A 20,808-nucleotide genomic window follows, 5' to 3' on the forward strand; every position below is an offset into this window, starting at 1 on the left:
ATTGCGGGCGCGCCCGTCTCACGGGTGCACCCGCAGCACTCAGACTGGTAGGAGGCCCTCAGAGTTGCGCAGGTTGCTTTGTGATGTACGCAACATTCGCGTTTAGTCGGTCAGGATCGGGCACGCATGCACATTAATCGGGCAGCGAGGTCAGTGCCTTCAGGCCGTCCTTGGCCGCGCCACGGTTGAGCAGAGTGCCCTCCGTGCGTTCGAACGCGAGCCGCAGCCGGGCCCGCTGGGCGTCCGTGAGGTCCTGGTCGTCCCGGAGCGCGGTCGCCACGTCCAGCAGGCGGTAGTCCCGCACGTCGTCGTCCTTGTAGGTGGCCTGGCCGCCGTCCCTCTCGTTCTCGGCGTCCGGCGGGATCATCAGCAGCGTCGGCTCGAAGCGGGGCTGCACCTGCCAGTTGCCCTTGCCGTGCTCGGTGAACGTGAACCAGGTGATCACGCCCTCCTCGGTCAGCCCCGTCGGCACCTCGTGCCGGGCGATCTGGTTGCCGAGGCCGTAGGTCACCCAGGTTCCGTCGACCTTCTCCATCGGCTCCACGACGTGCGCGTGGTGGCCGATGACCAGATTGATGCCCGTGTGGCGGGCGATCTGCCGGGCGAAGGAGAGCTGCGAGGACGAGGGCTCCGGGTGGTGCTCGCGGCCCCAGTGCAGGGAGAGGATCACCACTTCGGCACCGGCCTTGCGGGCCCGCTGCTCAGCGGCCTTGATCCGGCCCAGATCCTGCTGGTTGGCGAGCCAGGGCTTGTCCTTCGGCATCTTGTGGGGCTCGTTGAAGCCGTACGCGAACGATATCTGGGCGACCTTGACACCCTTGACGTCCATGATCAGCGGGGTGAGCGAATCCTTCTTCGTCCGGAAGGAACCCGTGTGCTTCAGGCCCGCGGCATCCAGCCCGTCCAGGGTGCGCTTCACGCCCTCATACCCGTGGTCGAGCGTGTGATTGGAAGCGGTGGAGCAGGTGTCGTAGCCGACGCTCTTGATCGTCTTCGCGACCTGCGGCGGCACCTGGAAGTCCGGGAAGCCCTCGAACGGGCCCTTCGGCGCGCCCATCACCGGCTCGAAGTGACAGATCGCCAGGTCCGCCTTGCTGATCACCGGCTTGATGCCGGCCATCATCGGCCCGAAGTCCAGCCCGTCCACGCCCTTGCCGGTGCGCTTGGCGTCCTTGCGCGCCTGGTCCACCAGCTCGGGGTGCATCAGGATGTCCCCGGCTGCCGCGACGGTGAAGGAGCGCCCGCCGCTCTGGTCGTCCCCGCCGTCCGAGACGAGGCCGCAGCCGGACAGGGCGGCGACGAGGGAGAGCGGGGTCAGCAGGCTCAGCAGGGTGCGGCTACGGCGTCTGTTCACCGGGATATCTTGATACAACCATGAGAGCCATCCGCCCACGGATCATAACGATCACGACAATACTGCTGGTCGTCGCCGGTCTCGCCGGTGCACTCACCGCCCTCCTCCACACCGACCAAGGCAAGGCCACGGACGGTGCGGGCAAGCATGCCGTGAAGGGCGCCAGGGAGATCGACCTGGCGCGCGAAGTGACGGATTACACAAGCCGGTTCGGCGCGGACCACGGCTATCGGCAACCCAGCCGTGCCAACCGCGAGGCCATCGCCGGGGCGGTCGGCCTGTTGCTCGACGGGCACCGCAAGGAAGCGGAGCAGACGCTTTCGCAACGGGACTTCACCGTGCGTACCGTCGTCGACCGCTCCTCCGGAGTCAACTACGCCGAGGTGGCCGACCGCACCGACGCCGCCGTGGCTCCGCGCGGCTGGGGCCGGTTCTACATCGACCTGGACCACCACCCCCGCTGGTCCGTGCAGGTCCCGCACCCGGTCTTCGACCGGGGTACCGAGCTGCTGGGCGTGCGGGTGATGCGCGGCTCCCCCGGCGGAGTGCTGGTGATCGCGGGAGCACACCGCAAAGCCGGAGTCGGGAACTCCGCGGACGTGGCGCACCGCGAGGACACCGTCTTCAGTGCCGTCTGCGCCGAGCTGGCCCGCCGGGGGATGCCCGGGATCCAGCTGCACGGCTTCGCCGCCTCCTCCGCCCCCGGCTTCGACGTGGTCGCCTCCACCGGGGCTGGACCGACGGGTCGGCAGGACGGCCGCACGCTGGCCGATGCCTTCCGCGTACGCGGCTTTCACGTGTGCCGGGCCTGGGTCCGGAGCTGCCCGCTGGAGGGCCGGGAGAACGTGCAGGGCCGCGTCGCCGACGACGACCACGTGCCGTTCCTGCACATCGAGTTCTCCCCCACGGTGCGCGCAGGCGGGCGGCCGGCCGAGCAGGCGTCCGCCGCGGTGGGCAGGATCACACGCGAGTGGGCGAACACTCCCCTGAGGAACTGAGGCCCTGACGAGCATGACGGACACGGCGGATACGGCGCACACGGCTTCGCCCCTGCTCATCGTCGACGGCGCGAACGTCGTCGGGTCCGTGCCCGACGGCTGGTGGCGCGACCGCCGTGCGGCCGCCGAACGGCTGCGCGACCGCCTGGTGCCGTTCGCACGGTCCGGCGCGGGCGGCCTCGCCGGGCCCCTGGAGCTGGTTCTGGTGGTCGAGGGCGCGGCACGCGGTGTGGACTCCGTGCCCGCGGTCCGCGTCGAGGAGGCGCCCGGCAGCGGCGACGACCGCATCGTGGAGCTGGTGGCCGAGGCCCGGCGCCGTCCCTGCCTGGTCATCACCGCCGACCGTGAACTGCGGCGCAGGGTCGGCGAGTTGGGCGCCCAGGTCGCAGGGCCGCGCACCTTGCGCGATGAGCCCTGAGAGCCGTCCGGGCCCACCGCGCCGCGATCACACGGTGCCGTCGCCCGGCGGCTTCAGCACCTCGCCCACCGTCGTCTCCTCCTGCTGCCCGAGACGGCTGTGCGAGCGCCCGTACAGGAAGTAGACGGCGAAGCCGATCACCATCCAGATCCCGAAGCGCAGCCAGGTCTCGGCGGGCAGGTTGAGCATCAGCCACAGCGAGGCGAGGACCGACAGGATCGGGACCAGGGGCACCAGCGGGGTGCGGAAGGAGCGGTGCAGGTCGGGGCGGTTCCTGCGGAGGATGATCACGCCGAGCGCGACGACCACGAAGGCGAAGAGCGTGCCGATGTTGACCAGTTCTGCGAGCTCGCTCAGGGGCGTGAAGCCCGCGAGGATCGCGATGATCACGCCGAGCAGGATCGTCGGCCGGTGCGGGGTCTTGAACTTCGGGTGGACGTGGGAGAAGAAGCGGGGCAGCAGTCCGTCGCGGCTCATCGCGAAGAAGACGCGGGTCTGGCCGAGCAGCAGGATCATGCACACGGTCGTGAGGCCGACGGCGGCGCCGAAGCTGATGAAGCCCGCGAACCACGGGTGCCCGGTGGCCTTGAAGGCGTCGGCGAGCGGCGCGGTGACGGACAGCTTCGTGTAGTGCTGCATGCCGGTCACGACGATGGACACCGCGACGTAGAGGGTGGTGCAGATGAGCAGGGAGCCGAGGATGCCGCGCGGCATGTCGCGCTGCGGGTTCCTGGTCTCCTCGGCGGCCGTGGCGACGACGTCGAACCCGATGAAGGCGAAGAAGACGACGGAGGCGGCGGTGAAGATGCCCATCACGCCGAAGTTGGACGGGGCCCAGCCGAACATCAGCTGGATGAGCGGGGACTGGAGGTCTCCGCCCGCCTCCACGGTCTGCGCCTTGGGGATGAACGGGTGGTAGTTGTCGCCCTCGATGAAGAAGGCACCCGCGATGATCACGACGAGGACGACCGTCACCTTGATGGCGACGACGATCGAGGTGACGCGCGCCGAGAGCTTGGTGCCGAGCACGAGGATGCCGGTGAGCACGAGGACCAGGGCGGCGGCGAGGATGTCGAAGCCGAAGCCATGGGCCCCGTCCCGGCCCGCGAGCCTCGCCGGCAGGTGCCAGCCGGCGTTGTCCAGCAGTGAGGCGATGTAGCCGGACCAGCCGACGGCGACCACCGCCGTGCCGAGCGCGAACTCCAGGACCAGGTCCCAGCCGATGATCCAGGCGGGCAGTTCGCCGAGGGAGGCGTACGAGAAGGTGTACGCGGAGCCCGCCACCGGCACCGTGGAGGCGAACTCGGCGTAGCAGAGCGCGGCGAGCCCGCAGCTGACCCCGGCCACCACGAAGGCCAGGGCGACGGCGGGACCGGCGTTGTTCTTGGCCACCGTGCCGGTGAGGACGAAGATGCCGGTGCCGATGATGACACCGACGCCGAAGACGGTGAGATCCAGAGCCGACAGCGACTTCTTGAGTGCGTGCTCCGGCTCCTCAGTGTCCAAGATCGACTGTTCGACCTTCTTCGTTCTGAAGAGGGTGCTGCTCACGGGTGTACCTCCCACGCTCGTCGTCCTCGACATGATCGAGGGGGCTGCTGCTCCGTATGCCCCGGCACGGGTGGATTCACGCGAATGGGCCGGTTCCGCCACCCGTACAGGGTGTCGGAACCGGCCCATCAGGCCGTGCGGGAACGCGTCAGTCGCGCACAGGCTCCGCCGCGTCCACGGCCTGCGCCGTGGTGCGCTCGAACCGGCCGTCCAGCTTGGAGACGAGGCCGGTGACCTGGCGTGCGATGTCCGGCGCGGTCAGCCCGATCTCCGCCATGACCTCGGCGCGGGAGGCGTGGTCGAGGAAGCGCGGCGGGATGCCGAAGTCGCGCAGCGGCACGTCGACGCCCGCGTCGCGCAGGGCCTGCGCGATCGCCGAACCGACGCCGCCGACGCGGGAGTTGTCCTCGACGGTGACGACCACGCGGTGCTGCTCGGCGAGCGGGGCCATGGCCTCGTCGACGGGCTTGACCCAGCGCGGGTCGACCACGGTGGTGGAGATGCCCTGCCGGTCGAGCAGGCCGGCGATCTCCAGGCACATCGGGGCGAGGGCGCCGATGGAGACCAGGAGCACGTCCGGGGCGTCGGTGCCGGCCTCGCGCAGTACGTCCATGCCGCCGATACGGCCCACGGCGGGCACCGCGGGGCCGACGGCGCCCTTGGAGAAGCGGACCACGGTCGGCGCGTCGTGCACCTCGACGGCCTCGCGGAGCTGGGCGCGGACCTGGTCGGCGTCGCGCGGCGCGGCGAGTCTGAGGCCGGGCACGACCTGGAGGATCGACATGTCCCACATGCCGTTGTGCGAGGCGCCGTCGGTGCCGGTGACACCCGCGCGGTCCAGCACGAAGGTGACCCCGCACTTGTGCAGGGCCACATCCATCAGGACCTGGTCGAAGGCGCGGTTGAGGAAGGTCGCGTAGACGGCGAAGACGGGGTGCAGTCCGCCGGTGGCGAGGCCTGCGGCGGAGACGGCGGCGTGCTGCTCCGCGATGCCGACGTCGTAGATCCGCTTCGGGAAGGCGTCGGCGAACTTCTTCAGGCCGACCGGCTGGAGCATCGCCGCGGTGATCGCGACGATGTCCTCGCGCTCCTGGCCGAGCTTGACCATCTCGTCGCCGAAGACGGAGGTCCAGTCGGCGCCCGAGGCCTTGATCGGCAGACCCGTGTCGGGGTGGATGGGGCCGATGCCGTGGAAGCGGTCCGCCTCGTCCTGGAGGGCCGGCTGGTAGCCGCGGCCCTTCTCGGTGAGGCAGTGCACGATGACCGGGCCGCCGAAGCGCTTGGCGCGGGCGAGCGCCGACTCCAGGGCCTCGATGTCGTGGCCGTCGATCGGGCCGACGTACTTGATGCCGAGGTCCTCGAACATGCCCTGCGGGGCGATGAAGTCCTTCAGGCCCTTCTTGGCGCCGTGCAGCGTCTCGTAGAGCGGCTTGCCGAGGACCGGAGTGCGCTCCAGGAGGTCCTTGGTGCGGGCCAGGAAGCGCTCGTAGCCGTCGGTGGTGCGCAGGGTCGCCAAGTGGTTCGCGAGGCCGCCGATGGTCGGCGCGTAGGAGCGCTCGTTGTCGTTGACGACGATCACCAGCGGGCGGTCCTTGGCGTCCGCGATGTTGTTGAGCGCCTCCCAGGCCATGCCGCCGGTGAGGGCGCCGTCGCCGATGACGGCGACCACGTGGTCGCCGCGGCCCTGCACCTCGTTGGCCTTCGCGAGGCCGTCGGCCCAGCCGAGGACCGTCGAGGCGTGCGAGTTCTCGATCACGTCGTGCTCGGACTCGGCCTGCGCGGGGTAGCCGGACAGGCCGCCCTTCATCTTCAGCTTCGAGAAGTCCTGCCGGCCGGTGAGCAGCTTGTGGACGTAGGACTGGTGGCCCGTGTCCCACAGCACCCTGTCCTTCGGCGACTCGAAGACTCGGTGCAGGGCGATGGTGAGCTCGACGACTCCGAGGTTGGGGCCGAGGTGGCCGCCGGTCTTGGAGACCGCGTCGACGAGGAAGGTCCTGATCTCGTCGGCCAGCTGGTCCAGCTGCTCCAGGCTGAGCCGGTCCAGATCGCGCGGTCCCGTGATGCGGGTCAGCAGCGGCACCCGTGCCTCCTTGCAGTAGAGCTGTTCGAGCTTTCGCCGGGTCTGTCGAGTCTAATGTTCCGCCTTTCATGGCGGCGTCCGGGCTCTGGGGTGTACGTCACGCGAACGGCCGTAAATCGCCCGTACACGCGTTCCCTTTCCGTACGGGTTCCGGGCTGTTCGGGACGTGTTCCGGATCCGTTCCGGACAGGGAAGTGCCCGGTACCGCCATTGGTACCGGGCACTCGTCCTGGGGCGATCCGCGTGCTTACGCGCGCCCTGCGGCCTTCTGGCTCTTGCGCGAGACCGAGTCGATCACCACGGCGCCGAGGAGCACGGCCCCGGTGATCATGTACTGGATCGACGTGTTCATGTTGAGCAGGTCCAGACCGGTCTGGATGGACTGGATGACCAGCATGCCCAGCAGGGCCGACCAGACGCTTCCCCGGCCGCCGAAGAGGCTGGTGCCGCCGATGACGGCGGCCGCGATGGCCAGCATCAGAGTGTTGCCGCCGCCGGCGTTCAGCGTCGCGGATGCGGTCTGACCGGCGAAGAACATACCGCCGACCGCGGCGAAACCACCGGAGATCGCGAACACCGTGATGCGGATCATGGGCACGTTGATGCCGGCCCGGCGGGCCGCCTCGATGCCGCCACCGACCGCGAAGACCTTGCGGCCGTAGGTGGTGCGCCGCAGCACGAAGTCGACGATCACCAGCGCCGCGAGGAAGATCACCAGGGCGTTGGAGACACCCTCGGCGTTGTTCAGCACGGCGGCGGCGGCGAAGGCCGCCACGGCGAGGGCGCCGACGCGGATCACGATCTCGCTGGTGGGACGGAAGGGCACTCCCGCCGCACGGCGGCGGCGCTGCTCGCCGACCGAGCCCACGAGCATGGACAGGACGCCGAGTCCGGCAAGCACGTAGGCGCCGATGACGGCCTGGTCCATGAAGAAGGAGTTCTGGCCCAGCAGGTGCACCGGGCCCTTCTCGGCCGGGATGTTGATGGTGCCGCTCGAACCGAGCAGCCACAGCATCAGGCCGTTCCAGCCGAGGAAGCCGGCCAGGGTCACCACGAACGCCGGTACGCCGATCCTGGCGAAGAACCAGCCGTGCAGCGCACCGATGCCGATACCGGTGAGGATCGTCAGAATCAGGGACAGCCAGGCGTTCATGCCATGGGTGACCACGAAAACGGCGAAGAGCGTGGACGCGAGGCCGCTGACCGAGCCGACGGAGAGGTCGATCTCGCCGAGCAGCAGCACGAACACGAGGCCGATGGCGAGCATGCCGGTGGCCGACATGTAGTAGCTGATGTTCGACAGGTTGTCGGCACTGAGGAAACGATCGTTCTGGAGCTGGAAGATCGTCCAGATGACGATCAGGCCGACGAAGACCGGGAGGGAGCCGAGCTCACCGCCCTTCACCTTGCGCTTGAACTCGGTGACGTAACCCTTCAGGCCCTCTTCGCGGACCAGCAGGCGCGGGTCGACGACGGACACCGGGGCGGCCGTGGGGTCGTCGGCAGGAGCGACGGTGGTCTGTCCCGGCTCGGCCTCCGACTTCGAGAGGTTGGACGAGTCGCCCTTCACGGTCTTCGACGTGTCACTCACTTTGCCGCCTCCGTGGTGCGACGCCCCGCACGACGGGTCACGGCGTTTTCCGTGGCTCCCGTGATCGCGGCGATGATCTCTTCGTGGCTGGTGTCCTTCACCGGGAAGGAGCCGTTGTTCTTGCCGAGGCGCAGCACGGCGACGGTGTCCGCGACCGCCTTCACGTCGGCCATGTTGTGGCTGATGAGAATGACGCCGAGGTTCCGCTCGCGCAGCCGCTCGACCAGGTCGAGGACCTGTGCGGTCTGCTCGACACCGAGGGCCGCGGTGGGCTCGTCGAGGATGACGACCTTCGGGTCACCGATCAGGGCGCGGGCGATGGCCACGACCTGGCGCTGGCCACCCGAAAGGCTGGCGATCGGGATGCGCACGCTCGGAATGCGGATGGAGAGCGTGCTCAGCAGCTCGCGTGCCTGCTTCTCCATCGTCACCTCGTCGATGACGCCGCGGTGCAGCAGTTCCCTGCCGAGGAAGAGGTTGCCCACCACGTCGAGGTTGTCGCACAGGGCGAGGTCCTGGTAGACCGTCGCGACGCCGAGTCCCTGGGCGTCGTGCGGCTTGTTGATGCTGACCGGGTCGCCCTCCCACTCGATGACGCCCTCATCGATGGGGTGCACACCCGCGATCGTCTTGACCAGGGTGGACTTTCCTGCGCCGTTGTCGCCGACAAGGGCGACCACTTCTCCGGCGTGGACCTCCAGTTCGACATCGGTGAGTGCCTGGACCGCACCGAATCGCTTGGAGACTCCGCGCAACGCCAACACGGGCGTAGCGGACACGTGAACCATCTCCTTCGCCGCCTGACCGGCGGGGATGCCGCGCTTGATGACACAGGCGCGGAGGGTTGTGCGCAAGGCACAGGTTTACAAGATGAACATGCGCGAAACCGCCGCCCTTGGCAACGGTTCCGTCCGACGCCCGCCCCGGCAGCGGGGTTGTAGGCCGGGGCGGGCGTCGGACAGGCTTCGCCGGACCGCTGTGCGGTCCTCGCGCGGCTACGTGCCCGGAGTGCTTACTGAAGGCCGGCGGCCTTGCAGGCCTTGGCGTAGTCAGCGGTGCAGATCTGGTCGACGGTGTAGAGCTTGTCCTTGATCACCGTGTCCTTGATGTTGGCCTTGGTGACCGACACCGGGGTCAGCAGCTGCGAGGGCACCTTGTCACCGGAGCCGCTGGTCTGCGTGCCGGTGGCCAGGGAGGAGATGCTCTTGCCCTGGAGCAGGTTGACCGCGAGCTGGGCAGCGGCGTCCGCCTCGGGCTTGAAGGCCTTGTAGACGGTGCTCGACTGGGTGCCCGCGACGATCCGCTGGATGCCCGCCAGCTCCGCGTCCTGGCCCGTCAGCGGGATGCCGCTGATACCGGCGCCCTTGAGCGTGGTGGCGATACCGCCGGCCATGCCGTCGTTCGCGGCGTAGACGCCCGCGATCTTCTTGGCACCGATCTGGGTGATGGCCGCGGACATCTTCTGCGCGGCGACCGTGTCCTTCCACAGGCCGGACTGCTCGTAGGCGATGTCGACCTTGCCGTCGAGGATCTTGTGCGCGCCCTGCTTGAACTGACCGGCGTTCGGGTCGGCGTCGTCACCGTTGATCATGACGACCTTCGCCTTGGGCGTGGCCTTGGAGCCGAGCGCGTCGAGCAGCGCCTGACCCTGGAGCTCGCCGACCTTGACGTTGTCGAAGGAGACGTACGCAGAGACCGGGCCCTGGGACAGACGGTCGTACGCGACGACCTTGATGCCCTTGTCGACGGCCTTCTGGATCGAGGACTTGATGGCCGCGGAGTCCTGGGCGCTGACCACGATGACCTTGACGCCCTGCGTGATCATGGTGCTGACCTGCTGGGCCTGCTTGGCCGCGTCACCCGCGGCGTTCGCGTACTGAACCTTGCAGTCGGGGCACAGCTCCTTGACCTTGGCGTCGAAGAGCGGGTGGTCGAACTTCTCGTAGCGCGCGGTGACGCTGTCGGGAAGCAGCAGGCCGATCGTCTTGCTGCCGGAGCTGCTGGTGCTGCTGCCCGAGTCGTTCTTGTCGCCGGCCTTGCCGCAGGCGGCCACGGAGAGAGCCATCGAAACCGCGGCGGTACCGATCACGACTCTACGCATCGTTGCGTTCATTTGGGGGTGCCTCCCTGACAGGGCCGCAACGCTGCGGCCGAGGTGGCTGGAAGTCAACTCGGCCACACGTGCGACGTCAAGAAGTAAATACTTAACGAGATGGCAACGGCGCTATTCGTTCTCTAAGTGAAGGCAGGGGTCACCGTGTGCAGGGTGCCGTCCAAAAGGGTCGAATCGCCCATCTCGCTGAGTGCGAGAGCAAGCGCTCCGAGTACCTCCGCACGACCCCCAAGTGCCCCTGGGAGAACGGATAGTTGACGTGCCGCGCTGGGGATCGCATAGCGGCCGACAGACTCTCTGATGGGCCCGAGAACCAGCTCCCCGGCCTCGGCGAGATCGCCACCGAGGACCACCCGGCTCGGGTTCAGCAAATTGCAGAGATTGGCGACTCCACTGCCGATGTGACGGCCGACGTCGGCGATCACGCGACGGCAGCCCGGGTCTCCGTCCCGTGCCAGCCTGACCACTCCTTCCATGGTCAGATCGGTGCCATGACTGGACTGGAGGAGCGGCAGCACATAGCGCGCGGCCGCAAAGGTCTCCAGGCAGCCCCGATTGCCGCAGCGGCAGACGGGGCCGGATTCATCAAGAGTAATATGCCCGATTTCTCCCGCTGTGCCACCCGGGCCGCGGTAGATCTTGCCGCTGATGACCAGTCCCGCGCCGACACCGCTGGCGACCTTGATGTAGGCCAGGTCCTTGACCCCGCGCCCACTGCCCCACACCAGCTCACCGAGGGCACCCAGGTTGGCGTCGTTGTCCACGTACACCGGCACGCCGAGCCGCCCCCGCAGCTCCTCGGCGGGCTTCGCACCGGTCCAGCCCGGCAGGATCGAGGTGGAGCCCAGGGTCCCGGACTCGACGTCGATCGGGCCCGGCACACCGAGCCCGACGCCGGCGACCTTGGATCGGTCGACCCCGGTTGCTGCAATCAGGCGACTGACCAGCTCCTCCGCCCGGTCGAAGCCCTGCGCGGCGGAGGCGTCCACATCGAGCGGCTCGGACTCCTCGGCGAGCACCTGGTGGGCGAGATTCCCGACCGCGACGCGCAAATGCGTATGCCCGAAATCGACGCCGATCACGATGCCGGCGTCACCGCTCAGACTGACGCTGCGGGCCCTGCGGCCCCCGGCCGAAGTGGGTGTGACCTCGACCGTTCCCCCGTCCTTGAGCTCACGGACGATATTGGAAACGGTCGCGGCGGACAGGCCCGTCGTCCTCGCGATCTCCGCCTGCGTCAGCGAGCCCGCAAGGCGCACCGCACGGACGACGCGCTCCAGATTGGCCCGGTGCAGCGACGACTGCGAACCCGGAGTCTCCACGACGACCTCCCGCGTACGGGGCCGCTTCGGTGAGACCCCGTTTATGTCCAACTAGTGAACTCTAAGCTGAGCCGTTCGGGTCACCTCCCGTCAAGAGGTTGAGCTACATCTGGGCAACCGGGCCTACGGATGAGAGCCCTGTCACGAACGCCCCGGGACACCGGTTCCGGGTCCGCCGGGGCGGTCCGCCGCCTGCCCCGGCGCCCGGCCGACAGCGGCAGCAGCAGTACGCCGCCCCGCAGCGGATGTGGGGCGGCGTACGCGTGCTGCGGGGCTCCCGGCGACGTCGGCGCGGGGAGGCGGTCGGTTACTTCAGTGCCCCCGCCGTCAGCCCCTGCACCACCTGCCGCTGGAAGATGATGTACGCCGCGAGCACCGGCAGCATCGCCATGACCAGGCCCGCGAACAGGCCCGACCAGTCACCCTTGTACCCCTGGCTGGTGGCCAGCTCGACGAGGCCCTGGGAGAGCACCTTCTTGTCCGGGTCGGTGTTCAGGACCGTCGGCAGCATGTACTGGTTCCACTGCCCCAGGAAGTTGAAGATGCCGACACTGATCAGGCCGGGCTTGGCCATCGGCAGCATGATCTGGAAGAACGTCCTGGTGTGCGAGGCCCCGTCGACGAACGCCGCCTCCGCGATCGAGGTCGGCAGCGTCCTGAAGAACGACGTCAGGAAGAAGACGGTGAACGGCAGCGAGTACGCGATGTAGACGAGGATCAGCCCCGGCAGCGTGTTCAGCAGCTGCATGTTGTTCAGCACGTAGAACAGCGGCACCAGCGCCAGCATCACCGGGAAGCTCATGCCGCCGACGAACAGGTAGTAGATGAAGCGGTTGCCCGGGAACTCGAAGCGGGCCAGTACGTACGCCGCCATCGAACCGAGGATGAGCGTGCCGGCCAGCGAGAAGCCCACCACGATGAGGGTGTTGCCGAAGTAGTCGCTCATGTGCGCCTGCGACCAGGCGCGCGACCAGTTGTCGAAGTGCAGCTTGTCCGGCAGTGACCAGGGCGAACTGAAGATGGAGTTGTCGTCCTTGAAGGACGTCATCACCGCCCACAGCAGCGGCAGTACGACCATGATCGCCCAGAGGACGAGGACGCCGTGCGAGAAGACGTTGAGCACGCCGCCCCCGCTGCTCTTCGTCTGCTCCGGTGCGGCCGCCTTCGTCTTGGTGACCCGGGGACGGTCCTCGACCGGCTCCAGGGGCGGCGGGGTTTCGGTGGTCTTCATCTCAGTACTCCAGCCGCTCGCGCCGGCCCAGCCGCATCACGACCGCCGCGAAGAGCAGCGTGACGACGAGCAGAGCGACACCAATCGTCGTTGCGTAGGCGGCGTTCGCGTCGCGGAACGCCGATTGGTACACGTACAGCGGAAGGACCGTGGTCGAGTAGTCGGGACCACCCGGACCGACGGTCATGATCTGCACCGCGGCGAACGCCTCGGCGCCCAGGGCCAGGATTCCCATGTAGACCCAGCCGGACTGCACGGTGTCCCAGAGCAGCGGAAGGGTGATTCTGAAGAACGTGGTGAACCGGCTCGCGCCGTCGAGAAGGGCGGCCTCGTAGAAGTCCTTCGGAATCGAGGCCATTCCCGCGGAGAACAGCACGACGAAGAATCCGACCGTGCTCCAGAGCAGCACCGCCATCACACACCAGAGGGCGAGCGCGGGATCGCCGAGCCAGTCCGGCTGGATGCTGTCCAGACCGATTCCCTTCAGCGTCCCGTTGATCAACCCGTCGTTGGGGTTGTACGCGAACTGGAAGAGGATGGCGACGATCGCGATCGACAGCACCTGCGGGAAGAAATAGGCGATCTTGTAGAAACCGGAGCCGCGCACTCCGGCGATGGCGGCGCCCTTTCGGCGCCGCCCGCCGACGTTGAGCATGAAGGCGAAGAAGAGCGCGAGGCCCAGCGTCACCAGCGGCAGCAGCAGTGCGAACACCAGGCTGTGCCGCAACGACTTCCAGAAGATGTCGTCGTGCAGCATTCTGGTGTAGTTGGCGAATCCGACCATTTTGAAGTCGGGGCTCAGGCCGGTCCAGTCGGTGAACGAGTAGTAGATCGCCTGGATGAACGGCCAGATGACGAAAATGGCGTACAAGGCCAGAGGGATCACCAAGAACCCCGCGATGAACCGGTACTTGCCGTGTTGCATGGTTACCGACCCCGATCGATTCGCGGCCGCCGCCGCCGGTGACGCGTGAGCACAGTCGCTGTTACTGGTGCTTGTAGTGCTTGATGGACGAGTCCTTGGCCGTGGCGTCCGCGTAGCCCTGGATCTTCTTGATGGCCTCGGCCGGGGTCAGTCGCCCTGCCATCATCTCGCCGAGACCGGAAACACCGATCTGCTCCTTCTGGAGTTTCACGTACCAGTCCTGAAGACGCGGGTTGACGACGTTGGTGCCGGCCTTGTCCAGGGCCGCGACACCGGACTTGAGGCCCGGGGTGAGGTCGACCCCCTCGGTGCCGCCGTTGAGCGCGGTGAGCGACTTGACCTGGCTGGTGAAGTTCTTCGACGAGGCCTCGCTGAGCATGATGCGCAGCTGCTCCATGCCGCCCGCGACGTTCGCCGCCTTGGCCGGCACGATGAACGGCTCGCCGCCGGACGCCCAGATGGTGCCGAACGGCATCTTGTCGGAGCTGTCGAGGCTGGAGGGACCGCTGACCCCGAGGTTGAAGTCCTTGGGGATGACGTTCGCCGACTCGTTCTCCACCCATGAACCGTTCGGGATGAAGAGCGCCTTGCCCTTGGCCCAGGCGGTCTGCGACTGGATGTGGTCGATGCCGGGGGTGCCCTTGAGGATGTAACCCTTCTTGTAGAGCTCGTAGTACGCCTCGAAGGCGGCCTTGACGGCGGGGTTCTTCCACGCGTTCGGCTCGAGGTTGTCGATCGCGTCGAGCACCTCGACGCCGCCGATCTTGGCGATGAAGGGGTAGAGCGAGAACGGCAGGTAGTACGGGTACTTGCCCGCGTACGTCCAGCCGGCGATGCCCTTCTTCTTCGCCTTCGCGCAGAGCGCGAGCATGGCGTCCCAGTCCTCGGGGTACGTCGAGTCGAGCTTCTCGAGGGCGGTCTGCGAGTACCAGACGCCGTAGACCGTGTACGCGTAGTACATGATCCACACCGGGTCGCCGTCGAACTGGCCCATCTCGACGATGCCGGGACGCAGCGTGTCGCGGACCTTCTTGCTCGGGTCGTCGATCGACGGCGCGTCGAGGAGCGGCGTCAGGTCGGCCAGCTGCTTCTTGCCGACGAGGACGCCCATGTCCATCTGCTGGGCGCCCGAGTTGTCGATCAGGTCCGGAGGAGTGCCGCCGTTGAACTTGGGCTGCAGCTCGGACTGGATCTTCTGGGTCTTGTGGAAACTGATCGTGACCTTGGGGAACGCCTTCTTGTACTCGGCGTTGGCGTCGGTCGCGTACTTGGTACCGAAACCGCCGTCGAAGATGACCACGGAGAGCCCAGCCGTCTCGTTGACGGCCAGCGGGTTCTTCGTCGTCTTCTTGCCGGCCTTGGCCTTTTTGTCCGAACCGCTGTCACTGCTCGCACACGCGGACAGGAAACTCATCGTGGGGATGGAGATCAGGCCCAGTGCAGCGGACCGCTTGATCAGATCGCGGCGGCCGACGCCCTCGGTGTTGCTGTTCTCGGCGGAAGTGGATCCCATGCTCAAGTCCTCGCCTTCGTCAGGACTCAGGCGGTGAACCGGATCCTCCCCGGCACCGCAGTCAGGTCAAGCTGGGGTCGTACAGGAAGTGCAGGCAGTACTCAGTACGTGATGTTCCGGGATCGGTGGGAATACACGGCAGTCGGTGTGCACGGCACGTCAAACCACCCTTTCCGCCTCCCCCGGGGCTCGTGCCCGACCGATCGAACGGCGGGGCAGACGCCGACAGGTATAGTCCACTTCCCGCCAGCGGAGCAAGATCGAATGCAAGGTTGGCAGTGGGTCTTTTCCGAGTTGAGACCTCTCGGAAATATGAGACGTCTGTGCGCCGACCGCCCGAAGATCCACACCGCGCGGTCTCCCGCCGTGCGCGCGATAAATCACCACTGGTACGACATGCCCCCCGGATGCCGCATCCAACACCCTTGACATCACTGACAACTTGACCCCCTACTGATCCTTGCGCAGCGATTGTGACAACGTTGTCCACCGCGCAGGGAGGGTGCTCTCGCATGCATCACAGAGCTCGTTGCAGATGGGGTTGTCCGGCGGTCCTGGGAGTGGCGGCACTGGCCCTGGTGGCGGCCTCGCAGGGCGCGGCAGTCGCCCTGCCCGCCCGAGCGGCGGCCGCCGACCGGGAGTTCGCCTCCTCTTTCGAGTCGGGTGATCCCGTACCGGACTGGATCAATACAGTTGATACATCACCAGACGGCACCAAACGGGCCGACGGCGTCGACGGCGGCTACAGCAGCGGCATCCCCGGCAATGTGACGGACCATGTCACCGACGTCCGGGCGAGCGGCGAGAACACGGGCGCGGGCGAGGTGAAGGAGAACCTCGTCGACGGCGAGCCCAGCACCAAGTGGCTGACGTTCGAGCCCACCGGCTGGGCGGAGTTCGACCTGGACGCCCCGGTGAAGGTGGTCACGTACGCGCTGACGTCCGCCAACGACCACGACGAGCGCGACCCGAGGGACTGGACCCTTCAGGGCTCCACCGACGGCAAGGACTGGAAGACCCTCGACACCCGCGCGGGTGAGGCGTTCTCCGAGCGGCTGCGGACGAAGACGTACGACATCGCGAGTCCCGTCGAGTACCGGCACTTCCGGCTCGACGTCACGAAGAACAACGGCGGGGACATCCTCCAGCTCGCCGATGTCCAGTTCTCGACGGGCGGCGGCGCGGAGCCCGCACCCAAGGACATGCTGTCGCTGGTGGACCGCGGCCCGAGCGGCTCCCCCACCGCCAAGGCGGGCGCGGGCTTCACCGGCAAGCGGGCCCTCAGATACGCGGGCACGCACAAGGCGGACGGCCGGGCCTACTCGTACAACAAGGTCTTCGACGTGAACGTGGCCGTCCGGTGGGACACCGAGTTGTCGTACCGGATCTTCCCGTCGATGGCGGACGGCGACCGGGACTACGACGCCACGAACGTGTCCGTGGACCTGGCGTTCACCGACGGCACCCATCTGAGCGATCTCAGGGCGACCGACAGCCACGGGTTCGCGCTGACGCCGCAGGGGCAGGGCGCGGCGAAGGCCCTGTACGTCAACCAGTGGAACAACGTGGTCTCGCGGATCGGTTCGGTCGCGGTCGGCAAGACGGTCGACCGGATCCTGGTGGCGTACGACTCCCCGAAGGGGCCCGCGAAATTCCGTGGCTGGCTCGACGACGTGGCGCTCAAGGCCGCGGCGCCCGAGAAGCCGAAGGCGCACCTCTCCGACTACGCGCTCACCACCCGCGGCACCAACTCCAGCGGCGGCTTCTCGCGCGGCAACAACTTCCCCGCGACGGCCGTGCCGCACGGCTTCAACTTCTGGACGCCGGTGACCAACGCGGGCTCGCTGAGCTGGCTCTACGACTACGCGCGGGCCAACAACGGGGACAACCTGCCCACCATCCAGGCGTTCAGTGCCAGCCATGAGCCGAGCCCCTGGATGGGCGACCGGCAGACCTTCCAGGTGATGCCGTCGGCCGCCTCCGGCACCCCGGACACCGGCCGCACCGCCCGCGCCCTCACCTTCCGGCACGAGAACGAGACGGCTCGCCCGTACTACTACGGGGTGACCTTCGAGAACGGTCTCAGGGCGGAGATGGCGCCCACGGACCACGCGGCGGCGCTGCGCTTCACCTATCCCGGTGACGACGCCAGCGTGCTCTTCGACAACGTGACGGAGCAGGCGGGGCTGACGCTCGACAAGGCCGCCGGGGTGGTCACCGGCTACTCGGACGTGAAGTCCGGGCTGTCGACGGGGGCGACCCGGCTCTTCGTGTACGGGGTCTTCGACGCGCCCGTCACCGACGGCGACTCCAGCGGGGTCAAGGGGTACCTGAGGTTCAAGCCCGGCGCCGACCACACGGTCACCCTGCGCCTCGCCACCTCGCTCATCAGCATCGACCAGGCCAAGGACAACCTGCGCCAGGAGATCCCCGACGGCACGTCCTTCGGTGCCGTCAAGGCGCGGGCCCAGGAGCAGTGGGACCAACTGCTCGGCAAGGTCGAGGTGGAGGGCGCGACGCCGGACCAGCTGACGACGCTGTACTCCAGCATGTACCGGCTGTACCTGTACCCCAACTCCGGCTTCGAGAGGGTCGGTTCGAAGGACCAGTACGCCTCGCCGTTCTCCCCGATGCCGGGTCCGGACACCCCGACCCACACCGGCGCGAAGATCGTCGACGGCAAGGTGTACGTCAACAACGGCTTTTGGGACACCTATCGGACGACCTGGCCGGCCTACTCGTTCCTGACGCCTCATCAAGCGGGTGAGATGGTCGACGGGTTCGTGCAGCAGTACAAGGACGGCGGGTGGACCTCTCGCTGGTCCTCACCCGGGTACGCGGACCTGATGACCGGCACCTCGTCGGACGTGGCGTTCGCGGACGCCTATGTGAAGGGCGTGCACTTCGACGCGGAGGCGGCGTACGACGCGGCGCTGAAGAACGCGACGGTCGTCCCGCCGACGTCCGGAGTGGGCCGCAAGGGCATGGCCACGTCTCTCTTCCTCGGCTACACGAGCACCGACACCAACGAGGGCTTCTCGTGGGCGATGGAGGGCTACGTCAACGACTACGGCATCGCGAGAATGGGCCAGGAGCTCTACAAGAAGACCGGCAGGAAGCGCTACCGGGAGGAGTCCGCGTACTTCCTCAACCGGGCCCAGGAGTACGTCAAGCTCTTCGACTCCAAGGCCGGCTTCTTCCAGGGACGCGACGCGAAGGGCGACTGGCGGGTCGAGTCGGCCAAGTACGACCCGCGCGTGTGGGGTTACGACTACACGGAGACCAACGGCTGGGGGTACGCGTTCACGGCGCCGCAGGACAGCCGGGGCCTGGCGAACCTGTACGGCGGCCGGAGCGCGCTCGCGGAGAAGCTCGACACGTACTTCGCCACGCCGGAGACCGCCTCGCCCGAGTTCGTCGGCTCCTACGGCGGGGTCATCCACGAGATGACGGAGGCCCGTGACGTACGGATGGGCATGTACGGGCACTCCAACCAGGTGGCCCACCACGTGAATTACATGTACGACGCGGCCGGGCAGCCCTGGAAGACGCAGGTGAACGTCCGCGAGGTGCTCTCCCGGCTCTACACCGGCAGCGAGATCGGCCAGGGCTACCACGGCGACGAGGACAACGGCGAGCAGTCCGCCTGGTACCTCTTCTCCTCGCTCGGCTTCTACCCGCTGGTGATGGGCAGCGGCGAATACGCCATCGGCTCCCCGCTGTTCACCAAAGCGACCGTCCATCTGGAGAACGGCAAGGACCTGGTGATCAGGGCGCCGAGGAACAGCGCGAAGAACGTGTACGTGCACGGCGTGAAGGTCAACGGCCGCACGTGGACGTCGACTTCGCTCCCGCACGAGCTGCTCGAACGCGGCGGGACGCTCTGGTTCGACATGGGCTCGAAGCCGTCCGCGTGGGGCACCGGGAAGAACGCGGCGCCGGTGTCGATCACCAAGGACGACAAGGTGCCCTCGCCCCGCGCGGATGTCCTCAAGGGCCCCGGCGCGCTCTTCGACAACACCTCGGCGACCGACGCGAGCATCACGTCGGCCGAGCTGCCGACCGACGGCCGGGCCAAGGGAGTTCAGTACACGCTGACGTCGTCGGACCGCACGAAGGCGCCGACCGGCTGGGTCCTCCAGGGCTCGGCGGACGGCACCGAGTGGACCGACGTGGACAAGCGCTCCGGCGAGTCCTTCGCCTGGGACAGACAGACGCGGGCGTTCACGGTCGCGGACCCGGGCTCGTACCCGCACTACCGCCTGGTCCTCGACGGTACGGCGACGCTGGCGGAGGTGGAACTGCTGGCCTGACGCCCACCCCACCGCAGGCGGCACCGGTTACGGCAGGACGGTAACCGGTGCCGTGTCGTTGGCGGGGTCGGGGTCGCGGCGGCTGGACTCGCGGAGGTCCGTCACCCGCACGCTGCCCTCGCCGGGGGCGCCGAGCCGGAGCGTGAAGTCGAAGGTGCGCGTCTTCCCGGCCTCCAGGCCGCCCTGCACCATGCACGAGTACGTGCCCTGGTCCAGGTCGCAGTAGGGCTCGTACACGTCCTCGTCGATCGCCTCCATGGGCTGCTTCACCACGGTGGCGCCCGGCGGCGGGGTGAACAACAACTTCGTGCCTCCGGGGGTGGCGGGCCCGTTGTTGCGGACCCTCAGGTGCACGGTCCGCTCGGAGTCGGGTGCGCCGTGCGCCTCGACGGCGAAGACCTCGAAGTCGGCGTGGGTGTCCACCTGTACCTCGCTCCACACCTCCCCGCCGGCGAACGTCCCCTTCAGGTCGGCCCCCTTCGCGGTGGCGGCCGTCAGCTGCGGGCCGTCGCCGTGGTCACCGCCCTTCGGCACCACGCTGTACTTCGAGGGCCCCATGTCCAGGGCCCACGCCTCCTGATGGAACGAGCCGTACATCTGCGTCGTGGGGACGTTCAGAGCCAGGGCCGGGTGCAGGGTGATCGCCCGGCCGGGCGGGATGCGCAGCCCGGGGAACTCGCACACCGCGACGGAGCTCTTCTGGGGTTCCGGGTAGCGGCAGTTGCCGTATTGGTGCTCGAAACTCACACCCGAGTCGACGACGAGTTTCAGGCCGACGCCCCGCACCGGCACCTCTCCGGTGTTGCGGACCACGACCGGCGTGCTGAGGACGGAGCCGGGCTCGACGTCCTTGAACACCTTGGTCGTGCCCACCTTCACCACGGGTTCGCCGACGACGACCCGGGTACGGGCGCTGAGCGCCTTCCCCTTCTGCGTGCTGAAGCTGAAGCGGACCAGGCCGCTGTCGCCGGGTCTGCTGCCCGGAGCGGCGACCGGATAGACCCGGTCCAGATCCGACCAACTGTTGTAGGCGCCGCTCACGTGGCAGACGACGCGGGCGGCGTCCCCCGCGCACCTGGGATTCTTCTTGCGGATGTCGGCGATCTCGAGCCGTACCGCGCCCTCGGATCCGGTGACGTCCACCGTCAGCTCATGGTCCTGCGTTCCGTACGAGCTCCTCGCCTTCACGTCCTCGGCCTGGACGTGGAAGGGCACCTTGTTGGTCGGGCCGGAGTGGTCGCCCTGCGGCCGCAGATAGAACAGATCCGGCACCGACATCCACGACTTCTTCTCCGCGGCGCGGGTGAAACCGCACCCCGCGAGTCCGCCCAGCAGCATCACCAGTGCCAGACAGACGCCCAGGGGCCGCGATACTGCCGGTCGCTCGCGCATGGCTCCT

General features: G+C 67.9%; 14 protein-coding genes. 3 read left to right on the plus strand and 11 right to left on the minus strand.

What is annotated here, in order from left to right; genetic code table 11:
- Positions 1–133: 133 nt before the first annotated feature.
- A complete protein-coding gene (locus AB5J56_RS12020; RefSeq protein WP_369232689.1) occupies positions 134–1,354 on the minus strand; it encodes a CapA family protein in 1,221 nt (406 codons plus the stop codon).
- A 20-nt stretch (positions 1,355–1,374) separates the two neighbouring features.
- Here AB5J56_RS12020 and AB5J56_RS12025 point away from each other — a divergent pair, with 20 nt between their 5' ends.
- Positions 1,375–2,352, plus strand: a complete 978-nt coding sequence (locus tag AB5J56_RS12025; protein ID WP_369232690.1) for a hypothetical protein — start codon at positions 1,375–1,377, stop codon at positions 2,350–2,352.
- 13 nt (positions 2,353–2,365) lie between these two features.
- Positions 2,366–2,770, plus strand: a complete 405-nt coding sequence (locus AB5J56_RS12030) for an NTP pyrophosphohydrolase (RefSeq protein WP_369232691.1) — start codon at positions 2,366–2,368, stop codon at positions 2,768–2,770.
- A 27-nt stretch (positions 2,771–2,797) separates the two neighbouring features.
- Here the strand turns inward: AB5J56_RS12030 and AB5J56_RS12035 are convergent, their stop codons facing one another.
- The 9 genes from AB5J56_RS12035 to ngcE form a co-directional block, all read right to left on the minus strand.
- Entirely contained in the window at positions 2,798–4,321 is a 1,524-nt protein-coding gene (locus tag AB5J56_RS12035) for an amino acid permease (RefSeq protein ID WP_369232692.1), read from the minus strand.
- Between the two features lie 148 nt (positions 4,322–4,469).
- Positions 4,470–6,401, minus strand: a complete 1,932-nt coding sequence (gene dxs, locus AB5J56_RS12040; RefSeq protein ID WP_369232693.1) for a 1-deoxy-D-xylulose-5-phosphate synthase — start codon at positions 6,399–6,401, stop codon at positions 4,470–4,472.
- 247 nt (positions 6,402–6,648) lie between these two features.
- Positions 6,649–7,992, minus strand: coding sequence for a sugar ABC transporter permease (locus tag AB5J56_RS12045; RefSeq protein WP_369232694.1), 1,344 nt, complete (start codon positions 7,990–7,992; stop codon positions 6,649–6,651).
- Positions 7,989–8,780 carry an ATP-binding cassette domain-containing protein gene (locus AB5J56_RS12050; protein ID WP_369242505.1) on the minus strand — a complete coding sequence of 264 codons (792 nt, stop codon included), beginning with the start codon at positions 8,778–8,780 and terminating at the stop codon, positions 7,989–7,991. Before AB5J56_RS12050 ends, AB5J56_RS12045 begins: the two co-directional genes overlap by 4 nt.
- A 224-nt stretch (positions 8,781–9,004) precedes the next feature.
- Positions 9,005–10,105 carry a sugar ABC transporter substrate-binding protein gene (locus AB5J56_RS12055; protein WP_369232695.1) on the minus strand — a complete coding sequence of 367 codons (1,101 nt, stop codon included), beginning with the start codon at positions 10,103–10,105 and terminating at the stop codon, positions 9,005–9,007.
- A gap of 122 nt (positions 10,106–10,227) precedes the next feature.
- A complete protein-coding gene (locus AB5J56_RS12060; protein ID WP_369232696.1) occupies positions 10,228–11,427 on the minus strand; it encodes an ROK family transcriptional regulator in 1,200 nt (399 codons plus the stop codon).
- 307 nt (positions 11,428–11,734) lie between these two features.
- Positions 11,735–12,658: a carbohydrate ABC transporter permease gene (locus AB5J56_RS12065; protein WP_369232697.1), complete on the minus strand. Its 924-nt coding sequence runs from the start codon at positions 12,656–12,658 to the stop codon at positions 11,735–11,737.
- Position 12,659: 1 nt separating this feature from the next.
- Positions 12,660–13,583, minus strand: a complete 924-nt coding sequence (locus AB5J56_RS12070) for a carbohydrate ABC transporter permease (RefSeq protein ID WP_369232698.1) — start codon at positions 13,581–13,583, stop codon at positions 12,660–12,662.
- Between the two features lie 61 nt (positions 13,584–13,644).
- Positions 13,645–15,096: an N-acetylglucosamine/diacetylchitobiose ABC transporter substrate-binding protein gene (ngcE, locus tag AB5J56_RS12075; protein ID WP_369232699.1), complete on the minus strand. Its 1,452-nt coding sequence runs from the start codon at positions 15,094–15,096 to the stop codon at positions 13,645–13,647.
- Positions 15,097–15,608: 512 nt separating this feature from the next.
- On the opposite strand from ngcE, the gene AB5J56_RS12080 reads away from it, so the two are divergent.
- Positions 15,609–19,409 (plus strand): GH92 family glycosyl hydrolase, encoded by a 3,801-nt coding sequence (locus AB5J56_RS12080; RefSeq protein WP_369232700.1) that lies wholly within the window; start codon positions 15,609–15,611, stop codon positions 19,407–19,409.
- Between the two features lie 27 nt (positions 19,410–19,436).
- Here the strand turns inward: AB5J56_RS12080 and AB5J56_RS12085 are convergent, their stop codons facing one another.
- Positions 19,437–20,801, minus strand: coding sequence for a hypothetical protein (locus tag AB5J56_RS12085; protein WP_369232701.1), 1,365 nt, complete (start codon positions 20,799–20,801; stop codon positions 19,437–19,439).
- Positions 20,802–20,808: the final 7 nt, after the last annotated feature.

The sequence above is a fragment of the Streptomyces sp. R21 genome (assembly GCF_041051975.1).
Lineage (GTDB): Bacteria > Actinomycetota > Actinomycetes > Streptomycetales > Streptomycetaceae > Streptomyces.

Excerpts from the sequence above, each read along its gene's own strand:
- AB5J56_RS12050 (WP_369242505.1), bottom strand. The coding sequence starts at position 8,780 with ATGGTTCACGTGTCCGCTACGCCCGTGTTGGCGTTGCGCGGAGTCTCC.
- AB5J56_RS12085 (WP_369232701.1), bottom strand. The coding sequence starts at position 20,801 with ATGCGCGAGCGACCGGCAGTATCGCGGCCCCTGGGCGTCTGTCTGGCA.
- AB5J56_RS12070 (WP_369232698.1), bottom strand. The coding sequence starts at position 13,583 with ATGCAACACGGCAAGTACCGGTTCATCGCGGGGTTCTTGGTGATCCCT.
- AB5J56_RS12065 (WP_369232697.1), bottom strand. The coding sequence starts at position 12,658 with ATGAAGACCACCGAAACCCCGCCGCCCCTGGAGCCGGTCGAGGACCGT.
- ngcE (WP_369232699.1), bottom strand. The coding sequence starts at position 15,096 with ATGGGATCCACTTCCGCCGAGAACAGCAACACCGAGGGCGTCGGCCGC.
- AB5J56_RS12025 (WP_369232690.1), top strand. The coding sequence starts at position 1,375 with ATGAGAGCCATCCGCCCACGGATCATAACGATCACGACAATACTGCTG.
- AB5J56_RS12055 (WP_369232695.1), bottom strand. The coding sequence starts at position 10,105 with ATGAACGCAACGATGCGTAGAGTCGTGATCGGTACCGCCGCGGTTTCG.
- AB5J56_RS12080 (WP_369232700.1), top strand. The coding sequence starts at position 15,609 with ATGCATCACAGAGCTCGTTGCAGATGGGGTTGTCCGGCGGTCCTGGGA.
- AB5J56_RS12030 (WP_369232691.1), top strand. The coding sequence starts at position 2,366 with ATGACGGACACGGCGGATACGGCGCACACGGCTTCGCCCCTGCTCATC.